This is a genomic window from Candidatus Competibacter phosphatis (assembly GCF_012939995.1).
In the GTDB taxonomy this organism is placed as follows: Bacteria; Pseudomonadota; Gammaproteobacteria; order Competibacterales; family Competibacteraceae; genus Competibacter; species Competibacter phosphatis.
The window spans coordinates 24,963-40,110 of the sequence record NZ_SPMZ01000066.1 but is presented as its reverse complement, the minus strand read 5'-3'; the positions used below and the strand labels follow the sequence as shown (position 1 = coordinate 40,110).

Below are 15,148 nucleotides of genomic sequence, written 5' to 3'. Positions count from 1 at the left end.
GGCGTCGCCCCGATGCCCGTTTGACGGTGGCCAAAGCCTGCTGGTATCCGGATTCGGCCAACGCCAAGGCGCTGTGCAGCAGTTGGACGCTGGCCAAGGCCATCGATTTCGTGATCAATCACGGCGTGAAGGTGCTCAATCTCAGTCTGGGCGGCCGCGCTTCCGATGAATTGCTGGCGCGTTTGCTGGCCGCCGCCGAGCAACGCGGCATGGTTGTGGTAGCCGCGACCCTGGAAGGCCGTGACGAACCCGGTTTTCCCGCCTCGCTCGAAACGGTGATTCCGGTGATGGCCTGCGACGCGAACGGCCGCATCCAGGCTCCCCACTGGCGGGGTCCGAGCTTCGTGGCGGCGGCACCCGGTATCGAAGTGGTCGCCCCCATTCCCCACAGCCGTCACACCCTGATTTCCGGCAGCTCCCTAGCCGCCGCGCACGTCAGCGGCGTGGTGGCGCTGCTCCTGCAACAGACGCCAGATCTCACACCCCGCCAGATTAAGGCGCTGTTGCAGGCCACCGCCGGGCCGGTGGCCAACCCTCCCGCATCCGCCGATCCCATCATCGGGTTGGTCGATGCCTGCGCCGCGCTGGCCCAACATGTGCCAGGGCTGACTTGCCAATAATGCAACATTTTGACTTTCTTTAGTAATCAACCAGAAAGGTCGGACTGTCTTCCGGGCGATGCTGGCGTTTGTCGTACCGGCGAGCCTTAATACCGGTTATTCCAACCGGGACGATGCCGGTAGGGGGCAGAACACCGGCGAAATGGATGGCGCCACGTACAGCGCCGGTAATACCGGTGATGCGAGCGGGCACGATGGTAATGACAGTGGCGCTGATGGTGGGACCAGTAACAGTGGCGATAGGCGCGGGAATGCGCCTCGGCGGGAGGGCTTGTCAGTACAGCGCTCGCAAACACCAGCATCGCCACGCTCAATACAGCGCGGATTCGACCGTGGACCCACTGCATGGCGCACCTCACCTCTCTATCGTGGTGGAAAGTCGCCATGATAGGCCCTAAACCAACGTTCGTATCACGAAGAGCAAAAATAAATAAAGCCATTTTTATCATTAGGTTATAGATAGCTCTTGCGACGATGAGGTTCGGTCGTCGGCGAACGAACGCCTCGAACCTCGTTTCGAACTTCAAAGGAACATACCGCCCGACACCTCAATGCGCTGCCCGCTGATCCAGCGATGATCGTCCGCCAGCAGTGCCGCGATGAAACCACCGATATCGTCCGGCACGCCGGCGCGGCCCAATGCTGTTTGCGCGGCGATGAAGGCATTGATCTGAGAGTTGTCCCGGACCACCCCACCGCCGAAGTCGGTCTCGATGGCACCGGGCGCGACCGCGTTCACCGCGATGCCGCGTGGCCCCAGCTCCTTGGCCAAATACCGGGTCAACACTTCGATCGCGCCTTTCATGGCGGCGTAGGCCGCATAGCCGGGCAGGGCGAAGCGCGTCAAGCCAGTGGACAAGTTGACGATGCGCCCACCGTCGGCGATCAGCGGCAGCAGGGCCTGGGTCAGGAAGAACACGCCCTTGAAGTGAACGTTCAAGAGCTGGTCGAACTGGGCTTCGGTGGTGTCGGCGAAACCGGCGTGAACACCGATTCCGGCGTTGTTCACCAGGAAATCGAACCGCTCGCGTTGCCAGTGCTTTTGCAGTAGCGCCTCGACTCGCGCGGCGAAGTCCGCGAAAGTCGAATGGTCCGCCACATCCAATGGCAACGCCACAGCGTGAGCGCCCAGTCGCTCGACCTCGTCGACCACGGCCTCGGCTTCAGATGAATGATTGCGGTAGGTCATGATCGAATCCACGCCGCGGCGTGCCAGATGCAAGACGGTGTTTTGGCCGAGACCACGGTTGCCGCCGGTCACAAGGGCGATTTTGCTGTTCACGAAGAGGTCCTCCGGTTGGATCGGGCGATGGATGGGGATATCCCGCTTCGACCGCGTAATGGCTCGGTCGTGCGCTGTCTGGGATCGACCCGGCGCCTTCGGGTCGGGCGGCGCGAAAAACAGCCCGGCGGTGAACCGCGAACGTCACCGGGCCACGATGCGCCCCTCGACACGCCGGACCAGCGGCGACTGCGTTTTGAAGGCCTCAACCAGCAAATCCAGATCCAAAAGGCCGGTGTCGCGGCAATAGCCGCCGGGCCGGGCGCAGGCCGCTTGCAGCATCGCATAGCCATCGCCGCCACCGGCCATATAACTGTTGATGGCGATCCGATAGCGGGCGGTCGAATCCACCGGAACGCCGTTCACCATCAACGCCGTGATCCGGCCGCCCGGTCGCAACGCCGCCGGGCACGGCACCCTCGTGCAGTAGACCAGCGCCAGGCCGGCTACCTGCGGGAACGCACCCTCTCCTGGCTGGGAGACCCCCTGATCCAGCGCGGTGACCAGTTCCTCGCCCGTCAGGTCCAGCACCACCAGGGTATTGCCGAAGGGCAGCACCGCCAGGGCGTGCTCGAAGGTCATGTCACCGGCATTGAAACCCGCCCGGATACCGCCGCTGTTGACGAACGCCGCCACCGCCCCATCCGACTGGGCCGCAGCCGTCCGCATCGTGTCGGCGATCAGATTGCCCAGCGGCATTTCCTGGGTCCGCAGACCCGGTGTCCGGCCGCCGTCGAACACCATCCCTGCCCGCCCGATTACCACCTGGGCGAATCGGTCCATCGGCGCGCGGTAGCGTGCGACCCGCGCCTTGACCGCCGGGTCTTCTGGCGCGCTCTGCCGGCTACAGTCGACCACGCCGCGCACGAAGGCGCAGCCGCGCACGAACATCGGGTCGGCTTCCCACTGTTGAATGATCCCGCGTTCGTCGAAGTCCACCTTCAGTCGCCCCAGCCAGCGCCCCCATTCGTAGCCGCTGACTACCAGTACCGGCACGCCGTCGGCGCCGGCGGTCACGGTCGGATAGGGTCCCTTGACCCGCTCGCCCTGACCGGGCGCGACTGCTTCCACCGCCGCCGGGTCACCCAGCAGGGCGTGATCGTGGCCAGACACGATGAGGTCGATACCGCGCCAACGCGGCGCCCGTTCCAGGTCGACCGGGTAGCCCGAGTGGGAGAGCAGGATGATTTTGTTGATCCCCGCCGCGCGCAGGCGATCGGCCTCCGTTTGCACGCTCGACACGGCATCGAGAAAGCGGACGCGGGGGCCAGGGCTGGAAATCGCTGGGACGTCTTCCGTCACCACGCCCAAAATCCCGAACCGCTCGCCACTCCGCTCCAACACCACGCTGGGCACGAACAGTCCGCGCAACGCCGGTTCGGCGCTGACATCAATATTGGTGACGACGATCGGTGGGCGCGGTTTCTCGGTGGGGTAGACGGTACCGGCAATCTCTACCGGCTCGCCGCGCAACGCCCGACCCAGTTCCGCCGGTCCTCGGTCGAATTCGTGATTGCCCAGGGTGGTGGCGTCGTAGCCCAGGGCGTTCATCGCCATGATCTCGGCCGAGCCTTTCCAGGCGTTGTAGAAAATCGTGCCCTGGAAATGGTCACCGGCATCGACCAGCAATACGTTTGGTTCGCTGTCCCGGACGGTGTCGATCAGCGTCTTGCGGCGGGCGATACCACCCTGTTGCGGCCCTTGGTTGCCCGCCGACAGCTCGTCGTCGCGCGGAAAAGGTTCCAGGTGGCTGTGGGTATCATTGGTGTGCAGCAGGGTCAGAGTGATCGGGCGCGAGGGGGGATCGCTGCTAAAACGGGCGCAACCGTTCAAACCCGCAAGGCTCAGCGCCACAGCCAGCGCGAACGGCCCGATGAACTGGATCATGTTCGTTTTCTCCTCAAGGGTTTGAATCACCGTCTTCGGCACCGCTTCCCCGCATGGCGAAGGGATTGCGGACGACCAACCGCCCCATCAATGGGTTGACCCTCTTGTCAATCTTCCAAGTACAGCGTCCCGCATCCCGCCAACAGCGCGGCGGCGATGATCAACGCATCGTACCTCGAAAACCTGCAACGTTCCGCGATGTGGAGTTCGAGGTCGTGGGTCTCCAGCGCGAGCGGTACGACGGCATAGACGGATCGCATCGGCGACCGAATCCACACTGGAATGGGTGGGTGGCCGAATGGGCTGGAATACGTAGGTACGACAGGCCGAGCTGGCGCGAAACCACCGCCGCGAACCCGTTGAGGACTTACTTGCTTGACGCGTCCATGCTATCGGCTTTGACCGCGCACGGCAAACCCGCTACCACGCCAACCCGCCGCTTCTGATCTCGCGCGAGAGGCGCCCCTCCACTCAGCAATCAGCCACAAAAAAAGCCCCCGACGCACGGCTATCGATTATTCAGGACAAAGAAAACAAAACTGCTGTTAATATATTGATTTAAAAATAAAATAATGACCGTATTTGTCAAATGCAGGAGCAAAAAGGCAGGCGTACTGATTTTATGAGCATGATCATGGAATTATCGATTCAGAATACATGCCGCCATCAACAGATATTTTTATTTTTATAATCAACGTGTTGATGATAAATGACTCAACAAAACCGCGCGCATGCCTGGACAACGTTCGGGGAAAGCGTTATACGCTCCGCCCATGACGTTTTCCCAGTTCGGGACGACCCCCACCGTTTGACGCGGTTCGGGGTCTCCACGACCCAACCGGAGAGGTTCTCTCGTGTACGAACAACAACGCCATGCCGCGCCGCGCCGGCCCCGCCGGGTACCCGCCGGACTCTTGTCCCTCGTGTTGCTAGTCGCCTTGGTGCTCGCCGCTGCCGTCCCGCTCGAAGCACGCGCGGGCGCCACCCAAGTGGGCAAAGCGTCCTGGTACGGACCGGGCCTGCACGGCAAGAAAACCGCAAGCGGCGAACGCTTTAACCCGCAACGGCTCACCGCCGCCCACCGGCGGCTGCCCCTCGGCACCCAGGCCAGAGTCACTAACCTCAAGAACGGCAAGGCGGTCACCGTGATCATCAACGACCGAGGGCCGCATCGTGGGGGCCGGATCATCGATCTCTCCCGCGCCGCCGCTCAACAATTGTCGATGGATGGCGTGGCCCGCGTCCGCGTGGAGGTGTTGAACTAACCGCGTGCCCCGTCCCGGCATGAGGAAGCCTGCCGCGAGGCGCGCGTAAGCGGCTTCCATCGCCGCCACGCTCGAAAACCCGCCGTCCGTGGTCGGTCGGCGCTCGCTTCCAGTGCACCCCGCAGAGTGCGTTCAACTGCGGTAGCCTAGCTACTTGATAAGCATTGAACAGCACTGGGATCGAGGGTAATCAAGACATTCTTGTAGGCGGGGGGGTGTGACTGTGGATCGACATCGCGACCGACCAGCACATTCGCCTCGGGATAGTACATCAGCGCATTGCCGGCCTTGATCGATTCGAAAGGGATGACCCGGATGCCGGACAACGACCCGGTCGGGCTGCGCACCGTCACCCGCTGGTTCGCTGCAAGTCCATGCTCGCGCATATCCTCCGGGTGCAGGAGGATCACATCGCGCCCGACGACACCCCGGTATAGATCCCGCTCCTCGTACACTACAGTATTGAATTGACCCTCGCTGCGAACGGTCATCAGGCGGAAAGCGCCGTTCCCGCCGCCGAGAGCAGGCAGGTCGTGGACATGCAGCCGCGCCCGCCCGTCGGCGGTGGCGAAGTGAGGCGTGTGGAAAAGGCGTCCCTGAACGTGAAATTCCTCCCGCGTCGCGTCAATCGTGGCCATTTTCCCGAAACCGGGGATGACCGCCGCGATCGCTTCCCGGATTCGCCCGGTGTCCGCCATGGCTTGCCAGTCGAAAGGTTGCTTGGCATCGCGCAGAACATCCGCCGCGAGCGTCGCGATCACCTGGACCTCGCTGCGTGGACCGGCGTGCCGGGCCGGGCCGCCGTCGCTCAGGCGAACATAATTAAACATCGATTCCTGGGTGGTCGGTTGAGGCTCCTCGTCGCGGGCGAGAACTGGGAGAACCAACGTCTCTCGGGCCAGCCCGTGAACATGGCCGGTGTTGAGCTTGGTGCTGAGGTGGACGAGCAGATCGAGCTGAGCCAAAGCGTCGCGGGTGAATGCCGAATCGGGGGAAGCGCCGTAGAGATTGCCGCCGAGACAGAACGCCACGCGCATCCGGCCATCCTGGGCCGCTTCCAGACACGCCAGGGTGTCGAGTCCCGGCGCCGTCGGCAAGGAGAGGCCAAAGTGGGATTCCAGTCGCTCGATGACTGCGTCCTTGAGTTTGGGCGTGACGCCGATCGATCCCATCCCCTGCACGTTGGAATGACCCCGGATCGGGAGCAGACCGGCGTGAGGGCGACCCACCATGCCCCGCATCAGCGCCAGATTGGCGATGGCCTGCACGTTTTCGACGCCGTGTCGATGATGGGTGATGCCCATGGTCCAGGCGAAGACCACCTTCCGCCCGGCGGCGTAAACCTGAGCGGCACGGTGGATCTGCTCTTGAGGCACGCCACTCCGAGCGCAGAGTTCCGACCAGGAGAGGTGGCGGAGTTGGGCGCGCAATTCCGGCCAGCCGCTGCAATGGTCGTTCAGGAATGCCTCGTCGCTCGCGCCGATTTCGTCGATGCGCTTGGCGATGCCGGTCAAAAGCGCCAGATCGCCACCGATGTCGGGCTGCAAATACAGGCTGGCGATTTCGGTCCCGAACAGCAGGCTTCGCCACTCACCGGGCGAGCTGAAGTTGACCAGCCCGGTTTCGATCACCGGATTGATGACCACCACTTGGCCGCCGTGTTGGCGGATGTGCATCAGCACATGCATCAGCCGTGGATGGTTGCTCGCCGGATTGCCGCCGATGACGAAAACCACATCGGCATGTTGGAGGTCGTCGAGAGAAAGGGTGGCAGTTCCGCTGCCGGTGACGCTGGTCAGACCGACGCCACTGGCCTGATGGCAGTAATAGCTGACATTGTTGACGTGGTTGCTGCCGTAGAGCCGGGCGAACAATTGGAGCAGGAAACTGGCCTCGTTGGAGCTGCGGCCACTGAAATACCAGAAGGTTTCCGGCGGTGGTGTCACGCGGAGTTTCGCGACGATCCGGTCGAGCGCCTCCGTCCAAGCGATCGGCTGGAAATGCGTGGCGCCCGGACGCAGCAGCAGCGGCTGCACCAGTCGACCACTGTGTTCCAGTGTGTGCGATGTCCAGGATTGCAGATCGGCGATGGCATGTTCGGACCAGCATGCGGCGGGGATCGCGTCTTGCAAATCGCTCACCATCGCCTGCAACGATTTGATGCAGACTTGTGGAAACTGGCCGGCCTCGTTCACCATGCCGCCCTTCTGACCACCCATGCCGAGCGCGCAACTCTTGCAGGCGTTTTTTACCCCGCATGGCGCGGTAGAGTCGCCATGGACCGCCTTCACGGGCTTTGCGCCAAGCGTAGCGGATGGCCGGCCAACCCCCACCGGTTTTCACTCGTTTCATGATCTCATCCTCGGCGCATCGCGTTTCCGGTTTCTTCCGACAAGCATAGCCGATCGTTCGCCGCCACCACGGTTCACGCTCAATGCGGTTGCGTCGCCCCTGGATGATTTACGGATATCGTCTTGGCGGCCTGGAGATTGAATCGTCCACTGGCAGCCGCTTTCTTTGGCCGACGAAAAAGCATGGCCTGTGGGAAATCCTTGGGCGGTACAAGCATAACTTTATTAAAAAACCAACACTTGTGAGGGGAGCGGGGGAAGCGTTAGGCCATGGGTGAGGTCCGGTCGGGCCGAAAGGGCTACACTGTAGCAAACTCGCGCGCGACCCTCGATCCCGGAGACGCCCGACCATGCCTGATCGGGCGCGGGGCGGGATCGATTTGGCACGATACCGATTCTCGCGGCCTTCGTCCGCCATTCTCCTCATTTGAGAATGGCGCCACCCACCCCACTGAAAAGCCGTCCACCATGGCCCAAGATATCGAACCCAACCCCCCGGGACTGGCGCTGGGCGAGAACGCCCGGCTGTGCAACTTTGTCACGAACAGCAGTCGGCTCCTGTTATCGCACCAGCGCTGGGTGACCAGCCATGCCGTTCCCGCCTTGCGAGCCGCGCCGGAGAGTCATATCCGCCTCGCCGGTATCGCCAGCCGCTTGGGCAACGCCCATCACAACGAGCGGCTCGCTCTAAGCCGCGCGCAAGCGGTGGGGGACTTTATCGAACAGCAGATGCAAAAGAGTTTGCGGAATCTGGAAATCGCCGGCTACGGCGAGTCGATTTCCGGTGGCTCGGCCCGCAACGACGACGGCTATTATCGCGCCGTGATCGTGGTGGTGGCGCCGTTTCCGGTGCAATTGCCGGCCAATCTGATACCACAACAGAACCTCAAGAAACCGCCGGATGCGCCTTTTAATCGACTCTCGCCGGCGAAAAAAAAACGTGCTCGTCCCGATTCTCAAGCAGATCAATCCGCTCACCAGCCCGCAATACGGACGCCTGCTCGATGCCTGGTTACGAACGGCGATGACGGACGCGGCGCTGGTCCAGGTACTCAAGAGCATCAATCCCCTCACCAGCAACGCGTATGGCCCGCTGCTCGACGCCTGGGTTCGCCAACCCGGAAGTATTCAGCAACTCGTGACCATCCTCCGGTCAATCAATCCCACGACCGCCACCGGTTACGGGCCGTTGCTCGACGCTTGGCTGCTCTCGTTGCGCGTTTAGAAGGCGCCCTGACCTCGGGCCAGCGCTTGGGGACCGACGAATCCCGGCGGCGGGGGTTGGCGCGCCAAGCGGCCCGCGAGGATGCGAGGAACGCCACCGCATGACCGCCATCGTCGTCCTCGTGTTCGGGCTGGTCTATCTGGGCATGATTCTGGGCGGTTTGCCGTTCGTGCAGCTCGACCGGACCGGCGTCGCCCTGCTGGGGGCCATCGCGCTGGTGGGGGTGGGCGTCGTGACCCCCGAGGCGGCGGTGCAAAGCCTGCATTTGCCGACGCTGATCCTGCTGTTCGCGTTCATGGTGTTGTCGGCACAGATGCGGCTGGGCGGGTTTTACACCTGGGTCACCCTGAAGTTGGCGGTGCTGCCGTTGACCCCGCCGCAACTGCTGGGGGGGCTGATCGTCGTGGTGGCGGCGCTGGCGGCGGTGTTCAGCAACGACGTGGTGTGCCTGGCGGTGGCCCCCGTGCTGATCGACGCCTGCCGGCGGCGTGGCCTCGATCCCCTGCCGTATCTGCTGGCCTTGGCCTGCGCGGCCAACATCGGCTCGGCCGCGACGCTGATCGGTAATCCCCAGAACATGCTGATCGGCGCGACCTTGCGGCTCTCCTTCGGCGGCTACGCCCTGGAGGCGGCGGGGCCGGTTCTGCTCGGCCTGCTGGCGACCTGGGGCATCATCGCCTGGCAAGCGCGGGGACGTTGGACGGCGCCGCCGCGCGAAGCGGCCGAAGCCTCGGCGCGGCGGGACGAAAACCAGGTCGCGTTTGACCCCTGGCAAACCGCCAAGGGGCTGACGGTGGCGACGGGCCTGCTCGGAGTGTTCCTCTTCACGGCTTGGCCGCGCGAAGCGGCGGCGCTGGTCGGCGCCGGCGTGCTGCTGACCAGCCGCAAGCTGCACTCGCGCCACATGCTGGGGCTGGTGGACTGGGCACTGCTGGTGCTGTTCGTCGGCCTGTTCGTGGTCAACCACGCCTTCCAGCACACCGGGCTGGCGGCCCAGGCAGTGGCCGGTCTGGCGGCGGCGGGCGTGCCGCTGGATCGACCCGCCCCCCTGTTTGCGGTCACGGTGCTGCTCAGTAACCTGGTGTCCAACGTGCCGGCGGTGATGCTGCTGTTACCGGCCGCCACTCATCCCCAGGCCGGCCCCATTCTGGCGCTAGCCAGCACCCTGGCCGGCAACCTACTGCTAGTGGGTAGCATCGCCAACCTGATCGTCGCCGACGCGGCGGCGCGGCGCGGTATCCGCCTCGACTGGCGCGTTCACGCCCGCACCGGCGTGCCCGTCACCCTGGCGACCCTGGCGATCTGCGCCGCCCATGGGGCATGGCGGCTCGGCGGCGGTTGATGGATCGCGATGGGCCGAGGCAAGCGACTAGTAAACCGGAATCCGGGAGGCTAGCCCCGCGCAAAGGCGGGGCCGGCACCTTCTAACGGGTCCAGATCTGGCGATCGATGCCGTCACCCAACTCCAGATAGTCCTCGGCGTGAAATACCGGTTCCAGGCCCGCTTTTCGCTGCTTGAAATAGTCTTGGGTGAGTTTTACGACCGTCCCCGACAGAAGCAGGATCGCCACCAGATTGATCGTGGCCATCAGTCCCATCGACGCATCGGCGGTATCGAACACGGTTGCCACCGTCTGGATCGAGCCCCAGACCACCATCGCCAGCGTCGCGATGCGCAAGAAGACGAGCATCGAGATATGACCGTGACCGAGATAGATGACGGCGTTCTCGGCGTAGGAATAGTTGCCAATGATCGACGTGAAGGCGAAGAAGAAAATGGCGATCGCAATGAAGTACTTACCGGCTTCGCCGAAGTGGGCGGTGAGCGCCGCCTGGGTAAGCTGCGTACCGGTCACTCCCGATCCGGGCTCAAGCGCGCCGGACAAGAGGATGATCACCGCCGTGCATGAACAGATGACGAGCGTGTCGATGAAGACGCCCAAGGCCTGGACAAATCCCTGGGAGGACGGGTGATGGGGGTCGGGCGTGGCGCAGGCGGCGATATTCGGCGCCGAGCCCATGCCCGCCTCGTTGGAAAACAGCCCGCGCTTGACGCCGTTCAGCATCGCCGCCGCCACGCCACCGGCCATGCCGCCTGCCGCCTGATGAATACCGAAGGCATTTTCGAAGATCATGGCAATGACCCCCGGCACTTCGCTCGCATGAATGACGAGAACGTAAATGGCCAAGAGTAGATAGCTGATCGCCATGAAGGGAACGATGAATTCGGCGACCCGGGCAATCTGCCTGAGGCCACCGAAAATGATGATACCGGCGACGACAGCGGTAACGATACCGACCGCGACTTTTGGGACGCCAAAAGCGCCCTGCATTGCCTCCGCGATCGAATTGGCCTGCACCGCATTGAAGACCAGACCAAAGGACAAAATGAGGCAGATCGAGAAGATTACGCCCGCCCACGGTGCCTTCAGGCCCTTGGAAATGTAGTAGGCGGGACCGCCACGATACTGCCCGGCATCGTCGGTGACCTTGTAGAGCTGGGCCAGGGCACTTTCCGAATAGGCAGTGGCCATGCCGACGAGAGCCACCATCCACATCCAGAAAATAGCTCCTGGTCCGCCGAGATAGAGGGCGACGGCAACCCCCGCAAGATTACCGGTGCCGACACGGGAGGCGAGACTGACCGTCAGCGCCTGAAAGGGTGAGATGCCCGCGCGATCGGTTCCTCGCGCACCGCGAATGACGCGAAAAAGTTCGCTGAAGTGAATGATCTGCAACAATCGCAGGCGGATGGTGAAGTAGAGACCGACGGCAAGCAGGCCGTAAATCAGCACGTATCCCCAAAAGATCGTGTTCAGAAAGCCGATAACTGCGTCCATAAAAACCTCGTTGTGGTGAGAGAACCAGCGTTGGGATCGAGGGGTATCCGCTCCTGCCTGGAGCCGTCACAATAATAGTAGATGGCAGCAACGCAAGTGCCATGCCGCGAATAACGCGGCCTAGCCTCGGGCGACCGCTGTGGCCGGACCGCCACGGCCCTGGTTAGCGCATCATTGCCCTTGAGCTGAAGCTCGGTGTCGCGGTCTGCGTCGTCTTTCAAAGCATCCAGGGTCATCCCCGCCACCCTCGCCTGATCCAGCCGGCTCCCGCGCGTCGATACTTCTCGTGAAGAGGTCTCGGACTCCATTGAGGCCAATGTTGCGTTATATACAAGATAATATAACGCCGTGTGATGTTCGCTCCATTCGTCTGCCGCAACCGATGAAAGCCGCTCTTGATGGCGCAAATTTTTCCATATCAAACAATCTGCCAGTCCGATTTAATCGTCGTTGATCAAATCTGGCATCCAATCTGCTTAAACCTGATACCGCTTGGGAGCCGAGGTGTGGAGTTGGTTTCGCCATGCGTTATATAAAATTAAATATAGCGAATGGCTAACCCATCTCGCTGACCTCGGTGCGCCACGTACCCTGGCGTTGTCGCTGTCCGCCAACTGCTGATCCCTGGAGTCCAAAATGCGCGTCTTGACACTCGTCTTCACCCTGCTGTTGTCGTTGTCGGCGACGGCCGACTCCCTGCTGATCGCCGCCGGCGCGGGCTACAAAAAGCCCCTCACCGAAATCTATGCGGCCTTCACCCAATCGACCGGCACCAGGGTCGAAGCCGCCTTTGGAAACATGCAGCAGGTGCTGGCCCAGACGCGCGACAGCGGCCGGGTCGATCTGGTCGTCGGCGAAAAGGGCTTTCTGTCCGAGACCGGACTCTTCGATCGTTATCTCGACCTGGGGAGGGGGCGTCTGGTCCTGGCCTATGGCCTAAAGCAGCTCAGCGGCTACCACGCGCTAGCTGAGCCCAAGGTCGAACGCATCGCGTTGCCCGATCCCAAGAAGGCGATCTACGGACGCGCGGCGACCCAGTTTCTGGAGCGTAGTGGGCTGCTACCCAAGGTGAAGGACAAGCTGATGATCCTGGCGACGGTGCCTCAAGTTTCGGCGTACCTGATCGCCGGGACGGTCGATGCCGGCTTCATCAACATCACCGACGCTTGGGCATCCAGGACAAGATCGCCGGCTTCGACGAGATCCCGCCGGCGCTCTATGACCCGCCGCTGATCGTGCTCGCCGTCCCCAAGGACCGGCCCGAATCACAGGCAGCCAAAGCGCTCGTCCACTTCCTAGGCTCGGAACAGGTGCAAGCGATCCTGGCCAGGTACGGACTCTGAGCACGGCTCACCGACCATTGACGATCACCATGATGTCCTGGCTCACCTGCTCACCGGCCCCGTTGCTGCTTAGCCTGCAAGTTGCCGGAGTCGTGCTGGTGCTCTTTCTGGTCGCCGGCATCGCCCTGGGGTATGCACTCAGCCAGCCTATCCCGTTGCGCGGACTGCTGGATGCCCTGGTGTCGCTGCCGCTGGTATTCCCGCCGATTGCCATCGGTTTCTTTCTGCTGATGCTGTTCGGGCGGCACGGCGTTATCGGTGGGCCATTGCATACGTGGATCGGCTGGGATCTGGTGTTCTCTTTTCCAGCCCTGGTTGTGGCCGCTTTCATCGCCGGGCTGCCATTGGTGGTCAAACCGATCCAGGCGGCGATCGAGGGCAGCGCGCGCGATCTGATCGAGGTCTCCCACACCTTGGGCAAGGGGCGGCTCGCGACCCTCTTCCTGGTCGTGATTCCGATCATCCGGCGGCATATCCTCGCCGGTCTGACGCTTGGGGTCGGGCGCTCCTTTGGAGAGGTCGGCATCACCCTGATGCTCGGCGGTAACCTCCTCGGCTCGACCGAGACACTGTCGCTCGCCATCTACAACCAGGTGTTGGACGGCAATTTCGACTGTGCCACCCGATTGTCGCTGCTTCTGGGCCTACTCTCTCTGGGGCTCTTCCTGTTACTGCGTTGGCTGGGGCGTGCCGGATGAAGCCGGACAGTCGGATTGGCCCACACAGATCTGTGGGAGAAGAGCGGTGTCGGATCTTCGATCTGGGGTCGCGGCTCGCCGAGTCCGGGAGCCAGGATCTGCGTGCGAGCGTCGATTTCTCGCGCGCCGGTTTTCGGTTGCGGATGGGGATCGACGTGCCGTCCACGGGGATCACCGCGCTGATCGGACCCTCCGGGTGCGGCAAGACGACCTTGCTGCGGCTCCTGGCGGGTCTGGAGACGCCGCAGGCTGGTTGTATCCAGCTCGGCGACACCATTTGGTTCGACTCCGATCACCGAATCGATTTGCCATCGCGCAAGCGCCGGGTTGGACTCCTGTTCCAGGACTATGCGCTCTTCCCGCATCTGAGTGTGGCGGCGAACATCGCCTACGGACTGGCGCGTGGACCCGAGCGGGCAGGGCAGGTGGCGCTCTGGCTTGAGCGCCTGCAACTGCAAGGACTCGCCGATCGGCGGCCCGAGACCCTCTCCGGAGGACAACGACAGCGCGTCGGGTTGGCCCGTGCCTTGGCGCCACGCCCAAGCGTGCTCTTGCTCGATGAGCCCTTCTCGGCCATCGATATCAGCCTGCGCCAATCGTTGCGGCTGTTGTTCCAGGAGGTGGTGGCGGACCGCCGGGCGCCGACCCTCCTGGTAACCCACGATCTGGATGACGTCCGTTATCTGGCCGATCGGGTCGGGGTACTGATCGATGGCGAGCTGCGACAGCTTGGTCCCACCGCCGAGGTCTTCGCCGCACCGACGGATGCCGAAATCGCACGGGTGCTCGGTTGGCACAATATCCTGCCAGTAACCGCTTATGATGGTCTCCGCGCTTCGGGAGGCTGGGGCACTCTGGAGCTGTTATCCCAGGTCGTGGACCGGACGCCCGATGTGCTCGCCATTCGCCCTTCCGGGCCACGGTTTTGTATGACCCATGGGCTGGAAGTGGAGCTCGTCCGGGTCACCCAGATGGACGATTACCAGGCACTCTTCTGCCGACTGCCGGATTGCTCGCCGCTGCGTATCCACCTGGCGCGCTCGGAGCCATGCCCAATGCCAGGCGTTCGCGCGCGGATCTGGATCCCGCCCGAGTGCATCCTTCCGCTCCCCAGGAACGTCTCTCTCCCGGATTCAGTTCCGACTTCATCCGCGCCAAGCCGAGGTCGTCGTCATGCGTGAGCGTCCNTCAACGAATTGCCCCTATAACACCCATTTCCGTCGTCGCCGTGGGTCCTTGATGGATCCCTGTCAGCCGGATTGGAGGTCGTCCCTACCCCGGGAGTGGATCAAGGCCATCATACCGCCGATCCGTTTTCGAATCTTTCGAGAATCTGAGATTCCTGCCCGACGGATTCTCGGTTACAACCGATCGGGTGAGATCTGCTTCAGCGCCCATGATTACCGTTTGATCGACCTGCGCTCGGACGACGACGAGGATTTCTATCCGGCGCTCGCTTATGCGGAATCCTCCATGGCTTGGCGACTGCGGGACGGACGCTGGCTGGTCTACCGCTCGACCGCGCCCTTTGGCGATGAAGGGAGTCACGATACGGGATTCAGTCTTGAGCCGGAGATGCCGCGCTGACGCTGTACCTCCATGGTCAGTAGTCATGGGGCGTCGCTTGTGCTGGATGG

14 protein-coding genes are annotated in these 15,148 nt (G+C 62.8%); 9 read left to right on the top strand and 5 right to left on the bottom strand.

Annotated elements, in window-relative coordinates; all coding sequences use genetic code 11:
* On the top strand, positions 1-620 hold a 620-nt coding region (locus tag E4P82_RS17850), incomplete at its 5' end, for a S8 family serine peptidase (RefSeq protein ID WP_169250141.1).
* A gap of 523 nt (positions 621-1,143) precedes the next feature.
* Here E4P82_RS17850 and E4P82_RS17845 read toward each other — a convergent pair.
* The 3 genes from E4P82_RS17845 to E4P82_RS17835 all read right to left on the bottom strand — a co-directional run bounded on the left by E4P82_RS17845 (position 1,144) and on the right by E4P82_RS17835 (position 4,049).
* Entirely contained in the window at positions 1,144-1,902 is a 759-nt protein-coding gene (locus tag E4P82_RS17845; RefSeq protein ID WP_169250140.1) for an SDR family oxidoreductase, read from the bottom strand.
* Between the two features lie 144 nt (positions 1,903-2,046).
* Positions 2,047-3,789: a bifunctional metallophosphatase/5'-nucleotidase gene (locus tag E4P82_RS17840; RefSeq protein WP_169250139.1), complete on the bottom strand. Its 1,743-nt coding sequence runs from the start codon at positions 3,787-3,789 to the stop codon at positions 2,047-2,049.
* Positions 3,790-3,896: 107 nt separating this feature from the next.
* A complete protein-coding gene (locus tag E4P82_RS17835) occupies positions 3,897-4,049 on the bottom strand; it encodes a hypothetical protein (protein WP_169250138.1) in 153 nt (50 codons plus the stop codon).
* Positions 4,050-4,643: 594 nt separating this feature from the next.
* Between E4P82_RS17835 and E4P82_RS17830 the strand changes: the two genes are divergently transcribed.
* On the top strand, positions 4,644-5,054 hold the full coding sequence (locus tag E4P82_RS17830; protein ID WP_420887138.1) for a septal ring lytic transglycosylase RlpA family protein: 411 nt from the start codon (positions 4,644-4,646) through the stop codon (positions 5,052-5,054).
* A gap of 146 nt (positions 5,055-5,200) precedes the next feature.
* Here the strand turns inward: E4P82_RS17830 and E4P82_RS17825 are convergent, their stop codons facing one another.
* A complete protein-coding gene (locus tag E4P82_RS17825; protein ID WP_312915615.1) occupies positions 5,201-7,345 on the bottom strand; it encodes an FdhF/YdeP family oxidoreductase in 2,145 nt (714 codons plus the stop codon).
* Positions 7,346-7,873: 528 nt separating this feature from the next.
* Here E4P82_RS17825 and E4P82_RS17820 point away from each other — a divergent pair.
* Both E4P82_RS17820 and E4P82_RS17815 read left to right on the top strand, forming a co-directional pair.
* On the top strand, positions 7,874-8,734 hold the full coding sequence (locus E4P82_RS17820; protein WP_169250137.1) for an OmpA family protein: 861 nt from the start codon (positions 7,874-7,876) through the stop codon (positions 8,732-8,734).
* The gene (locus E4P82_RS17815) at positions 8,731-9,972 is read left to right on the top strand and encodes an anion transporter (RefSeq protein WP_169250136.1); all 1,242 of its coding nucleotides are present in this window, start codon (positions 8,731-8,733) and stop codon (positions 9,970-9,972) included. The genes E4P82_RS17820 and E4P82_RS17815 overlap by 4 nt, the downstream gene beginning before the upstream one ends.
* Positions 9,973-10,054: 82 nt before the next feature.
* On the opposite strand, the gene E4P82_RS17810 is transcribed toward E4P82_RS17815, so the two are convergent.
* Positions 10,055-11,470, bottom strand: coding sequence for an alanine/glycine:cation symporter family protein (locus tag E4P82_RS17810; RefSeq protein WP_169250135.1), 1,416 nt, complete (start codon positions 11,468-11,470; stop codon positions 10,055-10,057).
* Positions 11,471-12,106: 636 nt separating this feature from the next.
* Between E4P82_RS17810 and E4P82_RS17805 the strand changes: the two genes are divergently transcribed.
* From E4P82_RS17805 to E4P82_RS22385, 5 genes are all read left to right on the top strand, one after another.
* Positions 12,107-12,703, top strand: coding sequence for a molybdate ABC transporter substrate-binding protein (locus tag E4P82_RS17805; RefSeq protein ID WP_281383721.1), 597 nt, complete (start codon positions 12,107-12,109; stop codon positions 12,701-12,703).
* Positions 12,704-12,705: 2 nt separating this feature from the next.
* Complete coding sequence (locus E4P82_RS23815) at positions 12,706-12,813, top strand: substrate-binding domain-containing protein (protein ID WP_312915620.1); 108 nt, start codon at positions 12,706-12,708, stop codon at positions 12,811-12,813.
* A gap of 29 nt (positions 12,814-12,842) precedes the next feature.
* Positions 12,843-13,511, top strand: coding sequence for a molybdate ABC transporter permease subunit (locus E4P82_RS17800; RefSeq protein ID WP_169250134.1), 669 nt, complete (start codon positions 12,843-12,845; stop codon positions 13,509-13,511).
* Positions 13,508-14,692: an ABC transporter ATP-binding protein gene (locus E4P82_RS17795; RefSeq protein ID WP_169250133.1), complete on the top strand. Its 1,185-nt coding sequence runs from the start codon at positions 13,508-13,510 to the stop codon at positions 14,690-14,692. The genes E4P82_RS17800 and E4P82_RS17795 overlap by 4 nt, the downstream gene beginning before the upstream one ends.
* 226 nt (positions 14,693-14,918) lie before the next feature.
* Positions 14,919-15,098, top strand: coding sequence for a hypothetical protein (locus E4P82_RS22385; RefSeq protein WP_246327683.1), 180 nt, complete (start codon positions 14,919-14,921; stop codon positions 15,096-15,098).
* The last annotated feature ends 50 nt before the right edge of the window (positions 15,099-15,148 follow it).